This window comes from Streptomyces thermospinosisporus (assembly GCF_039526425.1).
GTDB classification, from domain to species: domain Bacteria; phylum Actinomycetota; class Actinomycetes; order Streptomycetales; family Streptomycetaceae; genus Streptomyces; species Streptomyces thermocarboxydovorans.
Map to the genome: position 1 here is coordinate 1 of NZ_BAAAIZ010000055.1, position 17441 is coordinate 17441.

Consider the following 17441-nt stretch of genomic DNA (forward strand, 5'->3'; position numbering starts at 1 on the left):
CCGCCCCGCCCGCCGCCCGGGACCGCCCCGCCCGGCCCCGCGCACCATCCGGCTGGGCAGCCCGCGCCCCCGGCTGCGCCTGGTCGGCCTGGCCCTGACCCTCGTCCTGATCGCCTTCGTGATCCGCCTGTTCCAGGTGCAGGCCGTCGACGCGAGCACCTACGCCGCCAAGGCGGCGCAGAACCGCTATGTCGGCCAGGTGCTCGCCGCCGAGCGCGGCGAGATCACCGACCGCAACGGGGTGGCCCTGGCGACCAGCGTGGACGCCTACGACATCACCGCCGACCCCACCATGTTCACCCCGGAGCAGATGAAGACCGGCGACGCCCCGGAGCAGGCCGCCGCCCTGCTCGCCCCGATCCTCGGCCAGAGCGAGGAGAAGCTGGTCGCCAAGCTCCGCCCGGAGAACAAGGGGCTGCGCTACGTCAAACTGGCCGGCCGGCAGACCCCGCAGGTCTGGAAGCAGATCAAGGACCTGAAGTCCGCGCTGGCCAAGAAGGCGGAGAGCGACAAGACCGCCGTCAACGTGCTCTCCGGCGTCTTCTCCGTGCCCACCACCAAGCGGGTGTACCCCAACAACGAGCTGGCCGCCGGGATACTGGGCTGGGTCAACGCCTCCGGCCGGGGCGGCGGCGGCATCGAGCTCCAGCTGGACAAGAAGCTCACCGGCAAGGACGGCAAGATCCGCTACGCCCAGTCGGGAGGCCGGCTGGTTCCCACCGCCGACTCCACCGAGACCCCGGCCGTGCCCGGCAGCGACGTCGAGCTCACCATCGACCGCGACATCCAGTGGGCCGCGCAGAACGCCATCAGCAAGCAGGTGGCCACGTCCCGGGCCGACCGCGGCTATGTGATCGTCCAGGACACCCGCACCGGCGAGGTCCTCGCCATGGCCAACGCGCCCGGCTTTGACCCGAACAACCTCTCCGAGGCCGACCCCGCCGCGCTCGGCAACGCGGCCCTCCAGGACGCCTACGAGCCCGGCTCCACCGCCAAGGTGCTGTCGATGGCGGCCGTGCTCGAGGAGAACGCCGCCACCCCGCTCACCCATGTCGTGGTGCCCAACCGGCTGCACCGCGGCGACCGCCTCTTCAAGGACGACGTCGACCACCCGACCTGGCACCTGACCCTCAACGGGGTGCTCGCCAAGTCCAGCAACATCGGCACCATCCTGGCCACCGGCCAGCTCGGCGAGACCCAGTCCGCCGCCAACAAGGTCCTCTACGACTACCTGCGCCGCTTCGGCCTCGGAGGCCCCACCGGACTGGGCTTCCCGGGCGAGACCAAGGGCATCCTGGCGCCGCCCGGGCAGTGGTCGACCTCGCAGCAGTACACGATTCCTTTCGGCCAGGGTGTGTCCATCAACGCGATGCAGGCCGCCTCCGTCTACTCGACCATCGCCAACGGCGGCGTGCGCATCGAGCCCACCCTGGTGCGCGGCACCGAGGGACCCGACGGGACCTTCACACCCGCCCCGGAGCCCGAGAAGAGGCGGGTGATCAGCGAGAGGACGGCGAAGACGCTCGCCCGGATGCTGGAGTCGGTGGTGGACGACGAGGAGGGCACCGGCACCAGGGCGCGCATCCCCGGCTACCGGGTCGCGGGCAAGACGGGTACGGCGAACCGCGTGGATCCGGCCACCGGGAAGTACCGCGGATACACCTCGTCCTTCGCCGGCTTCGCCCCCGCCGACAAGCCCCGGATCACCGTCTACTGCGTCATCCAGAACGCCACCAAGGGCAGCTACTTCGGCGGCCAGATCTGCGGACCGGTGTACAAGCAGGTCATGGAGTTCACCCTGAAGACCCTGCAGGTCCCCCCGACCGGGGCGAAGCCCGAGAACTACCCGGTCACCTTCAAGCCCTGACCGACGACGCCCCCAGGAACCACCTCGTGACGACGACCTCCCCGCACCCCGGGAACTCCGGCACCTCCACCCCCTCGCTTCGCCCCGGGGCGGTGACGCCGGGTACGCTCACCGCCGTGCCACACGCTGATCAGTCCCAAACCACCCAGAAGGGCCACCCCGTGACATATCCGGGACCGCCCAGGCCGGAACGGGTCTCCCCGACACCCCTCGCGGAGCTCGCCGGCCTGCTGGGTGCCCCCGCACCGGAGCAGACCGCCGAGGTCACGGGCATCACCCACGACTCGCGCGCCGTCCGCCCCGGCGACCTGTACGCCGCCCTGCCGGGTGCCCGCGCGCACGGGGCCGACTTCGTCACCCAGGCCGCAGGACTCGGTGCGGCCGCCGTGCTCACCGACCCGTCCGGCGCCGAACGCGCCGCCGTGACCGGGCTGCCCGTGCTGGTGGTCGACGACCCGCGGGGGCGGATGGGCGAGCTGGCCGCCACGATCTACGGCCACCCCGGCCGCGACCTGCTCCAGATCGGCATCACCGGCACCTCCGGCAAGACCACCACCGCCTACCTCGTCGAGGGCGGACTGCGGACCGCCCGCAGCACGGGGCTGATCGGCACCGTCGAGATGCGCATCGGCGACGAGCGGATCAAGTCCGAGCGCACCACCCCCGAGGCCACCGATCTGCAGGCCCTGTTCGCCGTGATGCGCGAACGCGGCACCGAGGCGGTCGCCATGGAGGTCTCCAGCCACGCCCTGGTCCTCGGCCGGGTCGACGGCTGCGTCTTCGACATCGCCGTCTTCACCAACCTCAGCCCGGAGCACATGGAGTTCCACTCCGGCATGGAGGACTACTTCCGGGCCAAGGCGCAGCTGTTCACGCCGAAACGCAGCAGGCTCGGCGTGGTCAACATCGACGACGAGTACGGCCGCCGCCTGGTCAAGGAGGCCGGCGTCCCGGTCGTCACCTACTCCGCCGAGGGCCACCCGGACGCCGACTGGCGCGCCGAGGACGTCGAGGTCGGCCCGGTGGACTCGGCCTTCACCGTGATCGGCCCCAAGGACGAGCGGATCACCGCCCGCTCGCCGCTGCCGGGCCCCTTCAACGTGGCCAACACCCTGGCCGCGATCGTGGCGCTCGCCGCGGCCGGACTCGACCCGCAGTCCGCCGCCGACGGTGTCGCCGCCGTCCCCGGTGTGCCGGGCCGCCTGGAGCGGGTCGACGCGGGCCAGCCGTATCTCGCGGTCGTCGACTACGCCCACAAGACCGACGCCGTCGAGTCCGTGCTCCGCGCCCTGCGCAAGGTCACCGAGGGCAAGGTGCACGTGGTGCTCGGCTGCGGCGGGGACCGGGACCGGACCAAGCGCGCGCCGATGGGCGCCGCCGCGGCCCGGCTCGCCGACACCGCCGTACTGACATCGGACAACCCCCGCTCCGAGGACCCGCTCGCGATCCTCGCCACCATGCTCCAGGGCGCGGCCTCGGTGCCGGCCCACGAGCGCGGCGAGGTGCAGGTCTTCGAGGACCGGGCCGCCGCGATCGCCGCCGCCGTCGCCCGGGCGCAGCCCGGTGACACCGTGCTGGTCGCCGGCAAGGGCCACGAGCAGGGGCAGGACATCGCCGGGGTGGTGCGTCCCTTCGACGACCGCCAGGTGCTTCGCGAAGCAATCCAGAAGACCCAGGGATGAACTTGTGATCGCCCTCTCCCTCGCCGAGATCGCAGAAGTCGTCGGCGGGCAGACGCACGACATACCGGATCCGTCCGTGCAGGTCACCGGGCCGGTCGTCCGGGACTCGCGGGAGGCGGGTCCGGGCAGCCTCTTCGTCGCCTTCGTCGGCGAGCGCGCCGACGGCCACGACTTCGCGGCCCAGGTCGTCGAGGCGGGCGCGGCCGCCGTGCTCGCCTCCCGGCCGGTGGGCGTGCCCGCGATCGTCGTCGACGACGTGCAGTCCGCCCTCGGCGCCCTCGCCCGCCACGTCGTACGGCGCCTCGGCACCACCCTCGTCGCCCTCACCGGCTCGGCCGGAAAGACCAGCACCAAGGACCTCGTCGCCCAGGTGCTCAGGCGCAAGGCGCCGACCGTCTTCACCCCCGGCTCGCTCAACAACGAGATCGGTCTGCCGCTGACCGCGCTCAGCGCCACCGAGGAGACCCGGTACCTCGTCCTGGAGATGGGTGCCCGCGGCCTCGGCCACATCAAGTACCTCACCGAGCTCACCCCGCCGCGGATCGGCCTGGTCCTCAACGTCGGCTCCGCGCACATCGGCGAGTTCGGCGGGCGCGAGCAGATCGCGCAGGCCAAGGGCGAGCTCGTCGAGGCGCTCCCGTCCGCCGAGGACGGCGGCGCGGCGATCCTCAACGCCGACGACCCCTATGTGCGGGCCATGGCCGCCCGAACGAAGGCGAAGGTGATCTTCTTCGGGGAGTCCGGCGAAGCGGACGTTCGGGCCGAGAACGTGCGACTCACGGACAGCGGACAGCCCTCCTTCCGGCTTCACACACCCTCCGGTGCAAGCGATGTGACCATGCGCCTGTACGGTGAGCATCACGTGTCGAACGCGCTCGCCGCGGCCGCCGTCGCCCACGAGTTGGGCATGTCCGCAGACGAGATCGCCCTCGCGCTCTCCGAGGCGGGCTCCCTCTCCCGCTGGCGGATGGAGGTCACCGAGCGCCCGGACGGCGTGACGGTCGTCAACGACGCCTACAACGCGAACCCCGAGTCCATGCGGGCCGCCCTGCGTGCGCTGGCGGCCATGGGCAAGGGGCGCCGGACGTGGGCGGTGCTCGGCAAGATGGCCGAGCTCGGGGACGAGGCGCTCGCCGAGCACGACGCGGTCGGACGGCTCGCCGTCCGGCTCAACGTCAGCAAGCTCGTCGCGGTCGGCGGCAGGGAAGCCGCCTGGCTGCAACTGGGCGCATATAACGAGGGTTCGTGGGGTGAGGAGTCGGTGCACGTGTCCGACGCACAGGCGGCGGTCGACCTGCTGCGCAGCGAGCTGCGCCCGGGGGACGTCGTACTCGTGAAGGCGTCCCGGTCGGTCGGGCTCGAGAGCGTGGCGCAGGCGCTGCTCGAGACCGGTGCCGAGGGTGAGGTCGCCGCCCGATGATGAAGCAGATCCTGTTCGCAGGAGTCATTGGCCTCTTCCTGACACTGATCGGCACCCCCCTGCTGATCAAGCTCCTGGCCCGCAAGGGCTACGGCCAGTACATCCGCGACGACGGGCCGCGCGAGCACGCCAGCAAGCGCGGTACGCCGACCATGGGCGGCATCGCCTTCATCCTGGCCACGGTCGCCGCCTACTTCCTGTCCAAGGTGATCACCGGCTACACCCCGACCTACTCGGGTCTGCTGGTGCTCGGCCTGATGGTCGGCATGGGCATGGTCGGCTTCCTGGACGACTACATCAAGATCGTCAAACGGCGTTCGCTGGGCCTGCGGGCCAAGGCGAAGATGGCCGGCCAGCTGATCGTCGGCATCGCCTTCGCCGTGCTCTCCCTGCAGTTCGCGGACGCCCGCGGGCAGACCCCCGCCTCCACGAAGCTGTCGTTCATCACGGACTTCGGCTGGACGATCGGCCCGGTGCTGTTCGTCGTCTGGGCGCTGTTCATGATCCTCGCCATGTCGAACGGCGTGAACCTCACCGACGGTCTGGACGGTCTGGCCACCGGCGCCTCGGTCCTCGTCTTCGGCGCCTACACCTTCATCGGCGTCTGGCAGTTCCAGGAGTCCTGCGCCAACGGCGAGACCCTGACCAACCCCAACGCCTGCTTCGAGGTGCGCGACCCGCTCGACCTCGCCGTGGTCTCCTCCGCCCTGATGGGTGCCTGCCTGGGCTTCCTGTGGTGGAACACCTCGCCCGCCAAGATCTTCATGGGCGACACCGGTTCGCTGGCGCTCGGCGGTGTGCTCGCCGGTCTGGCGATCTGCTCGCGCACCGAGCTGCTGCTCGCCATCCTGGGCGGCCTGTTCGTCCTCATCACCATGTCGGTGGTCATCCAGGTCGGCTCCTTCCGGCTCACCGGGAAGCGGGTCTTCCGGATGGCGCCGCTCCAGCATCACTTCGAACTCAAGGGCTGGTCCGAGGTCCTTGTGGTGGTCCGCTTCTGGATCATCCAGGGCATCTGTGTGATCGTCGGACTGGGCCTCTTCTACGCGGGATGGGCAGCGGAAAAGTGACCTCCTCGGTGACTGGGGACTTCCAGGGCAAGCGCATCACCGTCGCCGGGCTCGGCGTCTCCGGCGTCCCGGCGGCCAAGGTGCTGCACGGCCTCGGCGCTTTGGTCACCGTCGTCAACGACGGCGACGACGACCGCGCCCGCGAACAGGCCGCCGGGCTCGAGGTGCTCGGTGTCACCGTGCGCCTCGGCGACGGCGACACCCTGCCCGAGGGCACCGAACTGATCGTCACCGCCCCCGGCTGGAAGCCGGACAAGCCGCTCTTCGCGGCGGCCGAGGCCGCCGGGGTCCCCGTCTGGGGCGATGTCGAACTCGCCTGGCGGCTGCGGAAACCGGACGCCGCCCCCTGGCTCGCGGTCACCGGCACCAACGGCAAGACCACCACCGTCCAGATGCTCGCCGCCATCCTGAAGGCGGCCGGCCTGCGCACCGCGGCCGTCGGCAACATCGGCGTCTCCCTGCTGGACGCGGTGCTGGGCGAGGAGCAGTACGACGTGCTCGCCGTGGAGCTGTCCAGCTACCAGCTCCACTGGGCGCCCTCGCTGCGCGCCCACTCCGCCGCCGTGCTCAACCTCGCCCCGGACCACCTCGACTGGCACGGCTCCATGGAGGCCTACGCCGCCGACAAGGGCCGCATCTACGAGGGCAACCGGGTCGCCTGCGTCTACAACGTGGCCGACAAGGCCACCGAGGACCTGGTGCGCGAGGCCGACGTGGAGGAGGGCTGCCGGGCCATCGGCTTCACCCTCGGCACCCCCGGGCCGTCCCAACTCGGCGTCGTGGACGACCTGCTGGTCGACCGCGCCTTCGTGGAGAACCGGCACAAGAACGCCCAGGAGCTGGCGCAGGTCTCCGACGTCCGCCCGCCGGCCCCGCACAACATCGCCAACGCGCTGGCCGCCGCGGCGCTCGCGCGCGCCTTCGGCGTGCCGGCCGCGGCCGTGCGCGAGGGGCTGCGGTCCTTCACCCCGGACGCCCACCGCATCGCGCACGTGGCCGACATCGACGGCGTCTCCTACGTGGACGACTCCAAGGCCACCAACACCCATGCCGCGGAGGCCTCGTTGGCGGCATACGAGAAGATCGTATGGATTGCGGGCGGTCTGGCGAAGGGCGCGACCTTCGACGAGCTGGTCGCCAAGTCCGCGAAGCGCCTGCGCGGTGCGGTGCTGATCGGCGCCGACCGCGCCCTGATCCGCGAAGCCCTCGCGCGACACGCCCCGGAAGTACCCGTCGTGGACCTCGAGCGGACCGACACTGGGGCGATGCTCCAGGCTGTCCAGGAGGCGAAGCGGCTCGCACGGCCCGGTGACACGGTCCTGCTGGCCCCGGCCTGCGCCTCGATGGACATGTTCGCCAACTACAACCGGCGCGGTGAGGCGTTCGCACAGGCGGTGCGCGAACTCGGCGCCTGACCCGGACGCCTGCGCCGGGCGACCTTGGGAGGGACGCGTGGGACCGTCGAGGCGCTGTCCGGCCTGCCGGGGAGGCCGGGATGTCCGGTAGCCGTACCTCACGCCCGCCCGTGCAGCGGGCCCCCCGCCTGCCGCGCGAGAACCCGGCCCTCGGCCTGGTCACGAGGCTGCGCCGGGCCTGGGACCGGCCGCTGACCGCGTACTACCTGATCCTCGGCGGCAGCGCGCTGATCACCGTGCTCGGCCTGGTGATGGTCTACTCGGCCTCCCAGATCACCGCGCTGCAGATGTCGCTGCCCGGCTCGTACTTCTTCCGCAAGCAGCTGCTGGCCGCGGTGATCGGCTGTGTGCTGCTGCTGGTGGCCTCCCGGATGCCGGTCCGGCTGCACCGGGCGCTCGCCTACCCCATCCTGGCGGGCGCCGTCGGCCTGATGGCGCTGGTGCAGGTGCCGGGGATAGGAGTCGCGGTCAACGGCAACCAGAACTGGATCGCCGTCGGCGGCTCCTTCCAGCTCCAGCCCAGCGAGTTCGGAAAGCTGGCCCTGGTGCTGTGGGGCGCCGATCTGCTCGCCCGCAAACAGGAGCGGCGGCTGCTGACCCAGTGGAAGCACATGCTGGTGCCGCTGGTGCCGGCCGCCTTCATGCTGCTCGGGCTGATCATGCTCGGCGGCGACATGGGTACCGCGATCATCGTCACCGCGATCCTCTTCGGCCTGCTGTGGCTGGCCGGGGCGCCCACCCGGCTGTTCGTCGGGGTGCTCGCCGTCGCCGGGCTGATCGGCGCCGTCCTGATCCGCACCAGCCCCAACCGCATGGCCCGCCTGGCCTGCCTGGGCGCCACCGAGCCCCAGTCGGGGCCGGTGGACTGCTGGCAGGCCGTGCACGGGATCTACGCCCTCGCCTCCGGCGGAATCTTCGGCTCCGGACTCGGTGCGAGTGTGGAGAAATGGGGTCAACTCCCGGAAGCCCACACCGACTTCATCTTCGCCGTCACCGGTGAGGAACTGGGCCTGGCGGGGACGCTGTCGGTGCTCGCTCTCTTCGCCGCTCTAGGCTATGCGGGTATCCGCGTGGCCGGACGCACGGAGGACCCCTTCGTCAGGTATGCCGCGGGAGGCGTGACCACCTGGATCACGGCCCAGGCCGTGATCAATATCGGTGCGGTGCTCGGTCTGCTGCCGATCGCCGGTGTCCCGCTCCCGCTGTTCTCCTACGGGGGATCCGCCCTGCTGCCGACCATGTTCGCCATCGGGCTGCTGATCGCCTTCGCGCGTGACGAGCCCGCTGCGCGGGCGGCGCTTGCGATGCGGCAACCCCGCTTTGGTAGAAAGCGGAACGGGGGTTCTCGACGGCCCCGGAGATGGAACACGATGCGACGGCGCGCCACGGCGGCGCGTACGTCCGGAGAGCGGTGAATTTCGGTGCATGTCGTACTCGCCGGCGGAGGAACCGCGGGCCACATCGAGCCCGCGCTCGCCCTCGCGGACGCCCTGCGCAGGCAGGATCCGACCGTGGGCATCACGGCCCTGGGCACGGAGCGCGGCCTCGAGACGGAACTCGTACCCCAGCGCGGGTACGAGCTGGCGCTGATCCCCGCCGTGCCGCTGCCACGCAAGCCCACCCCCGAGCTGATCACCGTGCCGGGGCGGCTGCGCGGCACCATCAAGGCCACCGAACAGATCCTGGAGCGCACCAAGGCGGACGTCGTGGTCGGCTTCGGCGGCTATGTCGCCCTGCCCGGCTATCTCGCCGCCAAGCGGCTCGGCGTGCCGATCGTCGTGCACGAGGCCAACGCCCGCCCGGGCCTGGCCAACAAGATCGGCTCCCGGTACGCGGCCCAGGTCGCCGTCTCCACGCCCGACAGCAAGCTGCGCAACGCGCGCTACGTGGGCATCCCGCTGCGCCGCTCCATCGCCACCCTGGACCGGGCCGCGATGCGCCCCGAGGCGCGCGCCGCCTTCGGTCTGGACCCCAACCTGCCCACGCTGCTGGTCACCGGCGGCTCGCAGGGCGCCCGCCGGCTCAACGAGGTGGTCCAGCAGGTCGCGCCGTGGCTGCAGCAGGCCGGCGTCCAGATCCTGCACGCGGTCGGCAAGAAGAACGAACTGCCGCAGGTGCAGCAGATGCCGGGAATGCCCCCTTATGTCCCGGTACATTACCTGGACCGGATGGACCTCGCGTACGCCGCGGCCGACATGATGCTCTGCCGTGCGGGCGCGATGACCGTCGCCGAACTCTCCGCCGTCGGACTGCCGGCCGCCTATGTACCGCTGCCCATCGGCAACGGCGAGCAGCGGCTCAACGCCCAGCCGGTGGTCAAGGCCGGCGGCGGTCTGCTGGTCGATGACGCCGACCTCTCCCCGCAGTGGGTGCAGCAGAACGTCCTGCCCGTGCTGGCCGACCCGCACCGGCTGTACGAGATGTCCCGCGCCGCCGCCGAGTTCGGCCGCCGGGACGCCGACGAGCTGCTGGTCGGCATGGTGTACGAGGCGATCGCCGCCCGTGCGCACCGCTAGGGGTCTCTGACGAAGGGCAGGAACGGTGGCCGGACCGACGACCGGGGAGCGGACGCCGCGCGGTGAACGCCGGCCGGAGTCGTCCGGCCCGCCGCCCCTGCGGCGCCTGCTGCGGCGGCACCTTCGTACGATCGTCGTCCTGGCCATCGCCCTCGCCTTCCTGGGCTGCGGCGCCTTCTGGCTGCTGTACGGTTCCGATCTCGTCCGCGCGGAGAAGGTGTCCGTCTCCGGCACCCGGGTCCTCACACCGGAGCAGGTGCGCGAGGCGGCCGACGTGCCGCTGGGGAAGCCGTTGATTTCCGTGGACACCGACGCCGTCGCGTCACGTGTCAGCCGGAAATTGCCCCGAATTGACACCGTAGACGTGGAGCGTTCCTGGCCTCATGGAATCACGCTGAAAGTGACGGAGCGCACTCCGGTTCTGCTGGTGCAAAAAGGCGGAAAGTTCATCGAAGTGGACGATGAGGGCGTCCGATTCGCCACGGTTTCCCGGGCCCCGGAAGGCGTTCCCGCTCTGGAATTGGACCTCTCCCGAAGCGGTTCCGCCGCCGCGAGCCTGCGCCGCTTCGGCGAGGCCCGGCTGGTGCGCGAGGCGGTACGGGTCGCCGGCGCCGTTCCGGGCTCCGTCGCCCGCCTCACCCGTACCGTCAAGGTCCGTTCCTACGACGACATCTCGCTGGAGCTGAAGGACGGCCGCACCGTCGCCTGGGGAAGCAGCGAGGCGGGTGCGGCAAAGGGCCGTACGCTCACCGCGCTGATGAAAGCGGCGCCCCGCGCGCGGCACTTCGACGTCAGCGTTCCCACCGCCCCTGCGTCATCAGGGAGTTGACGGTCATCAGCGCAGGCCAGCACCCTGGTTGGGCAGCGCTACGCCTGATCACATAGGGTGAAAAGAAAAACGGGAGGTTCGGCGTGTTCGTTGAACGTGCGCCACTTGTCGACTTACTGTCCTGTTCAGAAGACTCCAGGGAACAGACACACTGGTAACCCTAAACTTCAACGTTAGGGTTCGGGTCGGCGATACGGACCGTCCCATTCGGCATCAGTCGTCGCACCGCGGCAAGGCCGCGAGGCGGCGACACGTAACTCGAGGCGAGAGGCCTTCGACGTGGCAGCACCGCAGAACTACCTCGCAGTCATCAAAGTCATCGGTGTCGGCGGCGGTGGTGTCAATGCCATCAACCGGATGATCGAGGTCGGTCTCAAGGGCGTCGAGTTCATCGCCATCAACACCGACGCGCAAGCTCTGTTGATGAGCGACGCCGACGTCAAGCTCGACGTCGGCCGTGAACTCACCCGCGGACTCGGCGCCGGAGCCAACCCGGCCGTGGGCCGCAAGGCCGCCGAGGACCACCGCGAGGAGATCGAGGAGGTCCTCAAAGGGGCCGACATGGTCTTCGTGACAGCCGGTGAAGGCGGCGGCACCGGCACCGGCGGCGCGCCCGTCGTGGCCAACATCGCCCGCTCGCTCGGTGCCCTTACCATCGGTGTGGTCACGCGCCCGTTCACCTTCGAGGGGCGGCGCCGCGCCAACCAGGCCGAGGACGGCATCGCCGAGCTCCGTGAAGAGGTCGACACCCTCATCGTCATCCCCAACGACCGGCTGCTGTCCATCTCGGACCGCCAGGTCTCCGTCCTCGACGCCTTCAAGTCGGCGGACCAGGTCCTGCTCTCCGGTGTCCAGGGCATCACCGACCTGATCACCACGCCCGGCCTGATCAACCTCGACTTCGCCGACGTCAAGTCGGTCATGTCCGAGGCGGGTTCGGCCCTGATGGGCATCGGCTCGGCCCGCGGCGACGACCGCGCGGTGGCCGCCGCCGAGATGGCGATCTCCTCGCCGCTCCTCGAGGCCTCCATCGACGGCGCCCGGGGCGTGCTGCTCTCCATCTCCGGCGGCTCCGACCTCGGTCTCTTCGAGATCAACGAGGCCGCCCAGCTGGTCAGCGAGGCCGCCCACCCCGAGGCCAACATCATCTTCGGCGCGGTCATCGACGACGCCCTCGGCGACGAGGTCCGGGTGACCGTGATCGCCGCCGGCTTCGACGGCGGCCAGCCGCCCTCCCGCCGCGAGAACGTGGTCGGATCGGCCTCCGCCAAGCGCGAGGAGCCGGCCCCGTCGCGGCCCTCCGAGAGCCGTCCGTCCTTCGGCTCGCTCGGCAGCGTCACGCCGAAGGAGGAGACCGAGCCGGTCACCCCGGAGCCCGTGGCGGACCTGCCGGCGCCCCAGCCGCCGGTCCCGCCGTCGCGGACCTACGCGGACAGCGCGGCCGAGGAACTGGACGTACCGGACTTCCTGAAGTGATAGGACAGCGCGGACACGTGAGCGGCGCGCACTTCGCCTTCACCGACCGGTGGGGCGGGGTGAGCGCCGCTCCGTATGAGGAGCTCAATCTCGGCGGCGCGGTCGGCGACGACGGCGACGCCGTACGCACCAACCGGGAACTGGCCGCGAAGTCTCTCGGTGTGGACCCGGCCCGGGTGGTGTGGATGAACCAGGTGCACGGCGCAGCCGTCACCGTCGTCGACGAACCCTGGGGCGGCAAGCCGGTCCCCGAGACCGACGCTGTGGTCACCACCCGGCGGGGACTCGCGCTCGCCGTCCTCACCGCCGACTGCGTGCCGGTGCTGCTCGCCGACCCGGTGGCCGGTGTGATCGCCGCGGCCCACGCCGGACGGCCCGGACTGGTCGCCGGGGTGGTCCCCGCCGCCGTGCGCGCCATGACCGGGCTCGGCGCCGACCCCGCCCGCATCGTCGCCCGCACCGGACCCGCGGTGTGCGGCCGGTGCTACGAGGTGCCGGAGGCGATGCGCGCCGAGGTGGCCGCCGTGGAGCCGGCGGCGCACGCCGAGACGAGCTGGGGCACGCCCGCGGTCGATGTGAGCGCCGGAGTGCACGCCCAGCTGGAACGGCTCGGGGTGCGCGACCGGGAGCAGTCGCCGGTGTGCACGCTGGAGTCGGACGATCACTTCTCGTACCGCCGCGACCGCACCACCGGTCGGCTCGCGGGCTATGTGTGGCTGGACTGATAGGGCATGACGGACCGTAAGGAAGAAATCGCCGCAAATCTGGCGAGAGTGGAGGAACGGATCGCCGCGGCCTGCGCCGCGGCCGGACGTGCGCGCGACGAGGTCACCCTCATCGTGGTCACCAAGACGTTCCCGGCGAGCGATGTGCGGATCCTGTCGGAGCTCGGTGTGCGGCATGTCGCCGAGAACCGTGACCAGGACGCCGCGCCCAAAGCCGCCGCATGTTCGGACCTGCCGCTTTCCTGGCACTTCGTCGGTCAGCTTCAGACCAACAAGGTGCGTTCCGTGGTCGGTTACGCCGATGTCGTGCACTCCGTCGACCGCGCCAAGCTGGTCAACGTGCTGTCCAAGGAGGCCGTGCGGGCCGGGCGCGAGGTGGGCTGCCTGATCCAGGTCGCCCTCGACGCCGGGGCCAGCGGCCGGGGCGAGCGCGGCGGCGTGGCGCCCGAGGGGGTCGCGGAGTTGGCGGACCTGGTGGCGGGCTCCGAGGGGCTGCGGCTGGACGGTCTGATGACCGTGGCGCCGCTCACCGGAGAGTACGCGGGACGCGAACGGGCGGCGTTCGAGCGGTTGATGGATTTGTCGACCGACCTGCGCAGGAACCATCCGGCTGCGAACATGGTCTCTGCGGGGATGAGTGCGGACCTCGAACAGGCCGTTGCCGCCGGGGCGACACATGTGCGCGTCGGCAGTGCGGTACTCGGAGTCCGCCCCAGGCTCGGGTAACGTCGCCAAGAAGTCGGACCACAGCAGAAAATATGGTCATTGCCGCCGAAAGGCGGACATGAAGACCACGTGGATCGCGGGCACTTGGCGGTCGTCAGCGAATCCACCACAGAGCGGAGGACTCAGAGAATGGCCGGCGCGATGCGCAAGATGGCGGTCTACCTCGGCCTCGTGGAGGACGATGGGTACGACGGCCGCGGATTCGACCCAGACGACGACTTCGAACCGGAACTCGACCCGGAGCTCGAGCGGGACCACCGGCGGCACGAGCAGTCCCACGGGTCGCACAGTGCTCACAGCGCACATGGCGCACACCAGTCCCAAAGGGGCGAAGAGGTGCGAATCGCACAGCCGCCCGCACCCCGCGAACCGGTCGCCCGTTCCACCTCGCTTCCCGCGGAATCAGCCCGCCCGGCGCGCATCGCGCCCGTGGCGTCCATCACACAAGAACGCGCAAGTCTGGAGAAGAACGCACCGGTGATCATGCCCAAGGTGGTGTCCGAACGAGAGCCCTACCGGATCACCACACTCCACCCGCGGACCTACAACGAGGCCCGTACCATCGGGGAACACTTCCGTGAAGGCACCCCGGTGATCATGAATCTGACTGAGATGGATGACACAGACGCGAAGCGACTTGTCGACTTTGCGGCCGGTTTGGTGTTTGGTCTTCACGGCAGCATCGAGCGGGTGACGCAGAAGGTGTTCCTGTTGTCGCCTGCTAACGTCGATGTCACGGCGGAGGACAAGGCCCGCATCGCAGAGGGCGGGTTCTTCAACCAGAGCTAGAAGACCAGGATCAGACCGAGCAGGGCACAGGGGAGAGGGAAAGACAGGCCATGAGCGTGTTCGCGCAGGTGATCTACATCGCGCTGATGGTGTTCCTCATCGTGCTCATCTTCCGTCTGGTCATGGACTACGTCTTCCAGTTCGCCCGCTCGTGGCAACCCGGCAAGGCGATGGTGGTCGTCCTGGAGGCCACCTACACTGTCACCGATCCACCGCTGAAGCTTCTGCGGCGGTTCATCCCGCCGCTGCGTCTCGGGGGCGTGGCGCTCGACCTGTCCTTCTTCGTACTGATGATCATCGTCTACATCCTGATCTCGATCGTGGGCAATCTCGCGAGGTGACTGTGGACGATACGGTCTTGCCGACTGCCGAATGACTACGTTGAGGTGAAGAGATGCCGTTGACCCCCGAGGACGTGCGGAACAAGCAGTTCACGACCGTCCGCCTCCGAGAAGGCTATGACGAGGACGAGGTCGATGCCTTCCTCGACGAGGTCGAAGCCGAACTGACGCGCCTGCTCCGCGAGAACGAGGATCTGCGCGCCAAGCTGGCCGCGGCCACCCGCGCCGCTGCCCAGAACCAGCAGAACATGCGCAAGCCCCCGGAGCAGCAGGACCAGCAGGGCCCGCCGCAGGGCATGCCCCAGCAGGGCATGCGAGGTCCGGGCGCTCCGGTGCCCGCCGGGATATCGGGCCCGCCGCAGCAGCAGATGGGCGGCCCCATGGGTGGCCCGCCCCAGCTGCCGAGCGGTGCTCCCCAGCTGCCCGCCGGCCCCGGCGGACAGGGCGGCCCGCAGGGCCCCGGCCCGATGGGTCAGGGCGGTCCTGGGCCGATGGGCCAGGGCGGCCCGATGCAGGGGCAGATGGGCCCCGGTGGCCCGATGGGCGGCCCCATGGGCGGCCCCGGTCTTCCCGGTCAGGGCGGCCCCGGCGGCGACAGCGCCGCGCGCGTGCTGTCGCTGGCCCAGCAGACCGCCGACCAGGCGATCGCGGAGGCCCGTGCCGAGGCCAACAAGATCGTGGGCGAGGCGCGTTCGCGGGCCGAGGGCCTGGAGCGGGACGCCCGCGCCAAGGCCGACGCCCTGGAGCGGGACGCGCAGGAGAAGCACCGCGTCGCGATGGGCTCTCTGGAGTCCGCCCGCGCCACGCTGGAGCGCAAGGTCGAGGACCTGCGCGGCTTCGAGCGCGAGTACCGCACGCGTCTGAAGTCCTACCTGGAGTCGCAGCTGCGCCAGCTGGAGACCCAGGCGGACGACTCGCTGGCCCCGCCGCGCCAGTCGTCGCCGTCGGCCCCGTCGCTGCCGCCGTCCCCGGCGCCGTCGATGGCGTCCGCCGGTGCCGGTGGCCCGTCCTACGGCGGCAACCAGACGATGGGCGGCGGCTCGCCGAGCCAGTCCGGCCCGTCCTACGGCGGCCAGCAGCAGATGCAGCCGGCGATGACCCAGCCCATGGCGCCGGTGCGTCCGCAGGGTCCGTCGCCGATGGGGCAGGCGCCCTCGCCGATGCGCGGGTTCCTCATCGACGAGGACGACAACTGAAGGTCAACTGAAGACGGTCCGAGGCCAAGGCCTCGGTGGTCATGAGTACGGCGTAGCAGTCGGCAGATCAAGGGGCGGGGCCCCGGGTGAACTCCCGGGGCCCCGCCCTTTGGCTGTGCGCGCCCGGGGAGCGCCTCGTGCGTGCCCGGCTTGCCGGGGCCGCCGGATGACATGTCCTTTCGAAGAACGCGGACCTGTCCTACGGACACAACGCCGAAGGCCCGGACCCACCAGGATTTTTGGCGGGCCCGGGCCTTCCGGGGCCTCGGGGCCTCAGGACCTCCGGGCCTCAGGGCCTCACACCTTGCGCAGGCGGAAGGTGAGGGTCAGGGCGTCGTCGGTGAAGGGGCGGCCGTAGGAGTCGTCCCCCTCACCGCGGGCGAAGTCCGTCGCCAGGACCTCCTCGGCGATCAGCCCGGCGTGCTCCGTGAGCGCGGCGACTGTCGCCTCGTCCGTCGCGTCCCAGCGCAGGGCGATGCGGTCCGCCACGTCGAGGCCGCTGTTCTTGCGGGCCTCCTGGATCAGGCGGATCGCGTCCCGGGCCAGGCCGGCGCGGCGCAGCTCCTCGGTGATCTCCAGGTCCAGGGCGACCGTCGCGCCGGAGTCGGAGGCCACCGACCAGCCCTCGCGCGGGGTCTCCGTGATGATCACCTCGTCCGGGGCGAGGCTGATGGTCTCACCGTCGACCTCCACCGAGGCGGTGCCCTCGCGCAGCGCCTGGGACAGCGCGGCCGCGTCGGCCTCGGCGATGGCCTTGGCCACGTCCTGGACCCGCTTGCCGAAGCGCTTGCCCAGCGCGCGGAAGTTGGCCTTGGCGGTGGTGTCGACCAGCGAGCCGCCCACCTCGGACAGCGACGCCAGGGACTCGACGTTCAGCTCCTCGGCGATCTGCGTGCGCAGCTCCGGGTGCAGGGTGTCGAATCCGGCGGCCGCGATCAGCGCCCGCTTCAGCGGCTGGCGCGTCTTGACGCCCGACTCCGCGCGCGTGGCGCGGCCCAGCTCCACCAGGCGCCGCACCAGCACCATCTGCCGCGACAGCTCCGGGTCGATCGCCTCGCGGTCCACCTCCGGCCAGGAGGACAGGTGCACCGACTCCGGGGCGCCCGGGGTGACCGGGACGATCAGGTCCTGCCACACCCGCTCGGTGATGAACGGGGTGATCGGCGCCATCAGCTTGGTGACCGTCTCCAGCACCTCGTGCAGGGTGCGCAGCGCGGCCTTGTCGCCCTGCCAGAAGCGGCGGCGCGAGCGGCGGACGTACCAGTTGGACAGGTCGTCGACGAACGCGGACAGCAGCTTCCCGGCCCGCTGGGTGTCGTAGCCGTCCAGCGCCTGGGTGACCTGGTCGGTCAGCGCGTGCAGCTCGGACAGCAGCCAGCGGTCCAGCAG

Annotated in this window: 15 protein-coding genes; 14 read left to right on the forward strand and 1 reads right to left on the reverse strand. The window is 70.8% G+C overall.

Annotation, left to right across the window (positions count from 1 at the left end; genetic code table 11):
* The 14 genes from ABD207_RS19120 to ABD207_RS19185 all read left to right on the forward strand — a co-directional run.
* A partial coding sequence (locus ABD207_RS19120; RefSeq protein WP_344014323.1) for a peptidoglycan D,D-transpeptidase FtsI family protein occupies positions 1-1867 on the forward strand: 1867 nt, incomplete at its 5' end.
* A gap of 161 nt (positions 1868-2028) precedes the next feature.
* A complete protein-coding gene (locus ABD207_RS19125; protein WP_344014324.1) occupies positions 2029-3549 on the forward strand; it encodes a UDP-N-acetylmuramoyl-L-alanyl-D-glutamate--2,6-diaminopimelate ligase in 1521 nt (506 codons plus the stop codon).
* Between the two features lie 4 nt (positions 3550-3553).
* Complete coding sequence (locus ABD207_RS19130) at positions 3554-4969, forward strand: UDP-N-acetylmuramoyl-tripeptide--D-alanyl-D-alanine ligase (RefSeq protein ID WP_344014325.1); 1416 nt, start codon at positions 3554-3556, stop codon at positions 4967-4969.
* A complete protein-coding gene (gene mraY, locus ABD207_RS19135; RefSeq protein WP_343999720.1) occupies positions 4969-6039 on the forward strand; it encodes a phospho-N-acetylmuramoyl-pentapeptide-transferase in 1071 nt (356 codons plus the stop codon). Before ABD207_RS19130 ends, mraY begins: the two co-directional genes overlap by 1 nt.
* Positions 6021-7454 carry a UDP-N-acetylmuramoyl-L-alanine--D-glutamate ligase gene (gene murD, locus ABD207_RS19140; protein WP_344014326.1) on the forward strand — a complete coding sequence of 478 codons (1434 nt, stop codon included), beginning with the start codon at positions 6021-6023 and terminating at the stop codon, positions 7452-7454. The genes mraY and murD overlap by 19 nt, the downstream gene beginning before the upstream one ends.
* 80 nt (positions 7455-7534) lie before the next feature.
* Positions 7535-8869: a putative lipid II flippase FtsW gene (gene ftsW / locus ABD207_RS19145; protein WP_344014327.1), complete on the forward strand. Its 1335-nt coding sequence runs from the start codon at positions 7535-7537 to the stop codon at positions 8867-8869.
* Positions 8870-8875: 6 nt separating this feature from the next.
* Entirely contained in the window at positions 8876-9970 is a 1095-nt protein-coding gene (murG, locus tag ABD207_RS19150; RefSeq protein WP_344014328.1) for an undecaprenyldiphospho-muramoylpentapeptide beta-N-acetylglucosaminyltransferase, read from the forward strand.
* A 25-nt stretch (positions 9971-9995) separates the two neighbouring features.
* Positions 9996-10799 (forward strand): cell division protein FtsQ/DivIB, encoded by an 804-nt coding sequence (locus ABD207_RS19155; protein ID WP_344014329.1) that lies wholly within the window; start codon positions 9996-9998, stop codon positions 10797-10799.
* Positions 10800-11078: 279 nt separating this feature from the next.
* Positions 11079-12275: a cell division protein FtsZ gene (gene ftsZ / locus ABD207_RS19160; RefSeq protein WP_344014330.1), complete on the forward strand. Its 1197-nt coding sequence runs from the start codon at positions 11079-11081 to the stop codon at positions 12273-12275.
* Positions 12272-13000 (forward strand): peptidoglycan editing factor PgeF, encoded by a 729-nt coding sequence (gene pgeF / locus ABD207_RS19165; protein WP_344014331.1) that lies wholly within the window; start codon positions 12272-12274, stop codon positions 12998-13000. The genes ftsZ and pgeF overlap by 4 nt, the downstream gene beginning before the upstream one ends.
* Positions 13001-13006: 6 nt before the next feature.
* Complete coding sequence (locus tag ABD207_RS19170; RefSeq protein WP_344014332.1) at positions 13007-13726, forward strand: YggS family pyridoxal phosphate-dependent enzyme; 720 nt, start codon at positions 13007-13009, stop codon at positions 13724-13726.
* A 129-nt stretch (positions 13727-13855) separates the two neighbouring features.
* Positions 13856-14515, forward strand: a complete 660-nt coding sequence (locus tag ABD207_RS19175; RefSeq protein ID WP_344014333.1) for a cell division protein SepF — start codon at positions 13856-13858, stop codon at positions 14513-14515.
* Positions 14516-14565: 50 nt separating this feature from the next.
* Positions 14566-14856, forward strand: a complete 291-nt coding sequence (locus tag ABD207_RS19180) for a YggT family protein (RefSeq protein WP_004932337.1) — start codon at positions 14566-14568, stop codon at positions 14854-14856.
* Between the two features lie 53 nt (positions 14857-14909).
* Positions 14910-16052, forward strand: coding sequence for a DivIVA domain-containing protein (locus ABD207_RS19185; protein ID WP_343999599.1), 1143 nt, complete (start codon positions 14910-14912; stop codon positions 16050-16052).
* A gap of 297 nt (positions 16053-16349) precedes the next feature.
* On the opposite strand, the gene ABD207_RS19190 is transcribed toward ABD207_RS19185, so the two are convergent.
* Positions 16350-17441: DUF5915 domain-containing protein (locus tag ABD207_RS19190; protein WP_344014334.1), on the reverse strand; the 1092-nt coding region annotated here is incomplete at its 5' end.